The sequence below is a fragment of the Prevotella sp. AM23-5 genome (assembly GCF_003473645.1).
GTDB lineage: Bacteria > Bacteroidota > Bacteroidia > Bacteroidales > Bacteroidaceae > Prevotella > Prevotella copri_A.
In genome coordinates, this window is the sequence record NZ_QUCG01000163.1 from 1 (window position 1) to 1516 (window position 1516).

3 protein-coding genes are annotated in these 1516 nt (G+C 37.1%); all 3 read right to left on the reverse strand.

What is annotated here, in order from left to right; translation table 11 throughout:
- Positions 1-20: 20 nt before the first annotated feature.
- Positions 21-230 carry a hypothetical protein gene (locus tag DW657_RS17295; protein ID WP_118313572.1) on the reverse strand — a complete coding sequence of 70 codons (210 nt, stop codon included), beginning with the start codon at positions 228-230 and terminating at the stop codon, positions 21-23.
- Positions 231-237: 7 nt separating this feature from the next.
- A complete protein-coding gene (locus DW657_RS17300) occupies positions 238-909 on the reverse strand; it encodes a hypothetical protein (RefSeq protein ID WP_118313573.1) in 672 nt (223 codons plus the stop codon).
- 125 nt (positions 910-1034) lie between these two features.
- Positions 1035-1505, reverse strand: a complete 471-nt coding sequence (locus tag DW657_RS17305) for a hypothetical protein (protein ID WP_118313574.1) — start codon at positions 1503-1505, stop codon at positions 1035-1037.
- Between the last annotated feature and the right edge of the window lie 11 nt (positions 1506-1516).

Here is a 1516-nt window from a genome sequence, read left to right on the forward strand (position 1 = left end):
TTATCTCAAATTTTAACGAACTATTGATAGTAAGTTTCCAATATATTTAGTCCTTCCCAATCGGTATCCTTGCCGTTCTTTAATGGGGGTTCGCCTGCTAAAAAAACTCCCATAGCCTTTTCATAAACATAGGGTCTGCTTAAAGTCCCTGCTATATATAATTCCATACTAACACTTTTCCAAAACTTACTAAGATTTCCAGTAAGCCCTCCCGCAAGATAGACTTCCATATCTCTATTATTTTATTTCCACACCTTCGTATTCGGAAACGGCAGATTTGATAATCTCCTTAATCTCATCTACCTTATCTTCCAACTCTGGTGGAATATGGACGGAGAGCTTAATATCTTTAACTTTGCTCTCGGTATTTTGGGCATCCTCGAATAGCTCATCAATATCGGTATCATCCTCATCGGTATTGAGAAAAGAACAATCAACGCCCCAATTCTGCAAATCATCGGTTTCCCATTCACCATTGGCAAGCTCATCCCAATCCCAATTACCTGCTTGCACGTTATCCTTGATAGCATACTCCTTGATTTTTTCAATAGGTGTATCTGCTTTAAGGACAACACAAGGGATGGTATCGAACTCGGAATGACCATCAAGGCGAAGCTCGTTGGCGACACGAAGACGCATATTACCGCAGATAGTGACGTAGTTACCATTATCCATAGCATAAACCATCAATGGCTTATACTCCAGGAACTCGGGGCTATCGGTAAGTGACTTTTTGAGTTTATCGTGCTCGCTTTCTTTAAGGTAGCGAGGGTTCTTACTGATTCCTTCCAACTGTCCGTCATTGTATTCAAGCCTTGTAATATCAATATCGGCGTATTCACCAATCTTCAAAAAGAGCTTTTTATCTTCAACGTTCGGACTCTGAGATATTTTCTTTTCTCTTGCCATAACTTTACCATTTAATAATTATTATTTGCAAAGTTACGGAGATTATTCGGGTTTTAATAGAAAATAATAGATTGCGTGTAAACAAATAAAAAAGGCTATCCCAAAAAGAGTAGCCTTTGAAGTTATTATTTAATCTTTCCAGCTTTTACAAGCTTATCAAACATCTGTAGAACGGACTTATCCTTACCTCCTGTCTTATATCCATTGATATAATAGGTAGTCAGTGATTTCCAACCGCTTTCCTCGTAAGTTCTTACGATATTTGCGATTTTACCATGTCTATTTATCGTACCTATCTCAATAGTATCAGTTTCGTTCTCTCTATACTTTTCCCAAAAAATAGAACCTCCTTTCTTTTTATTAAAAGTCACATCTTCCAACTCTTCAACCTTTTTAAATTCAGAAGGTTTGATGTTATAAACGGCAGAAACGGCTTTCGTCATATTTTCCAAACTCTCATTCGCTGCGTCATTCTTTAAGAACTTAACCTTATCATTCCATAATGTTTTGGAGTTGATGGAATCTATTAAAGCGTTGATTCTTCTTGTAGCTTCTTTGCTATCAATCTTGTTGACTACTAATCCTAAAATCCGCAACTATCATCCAA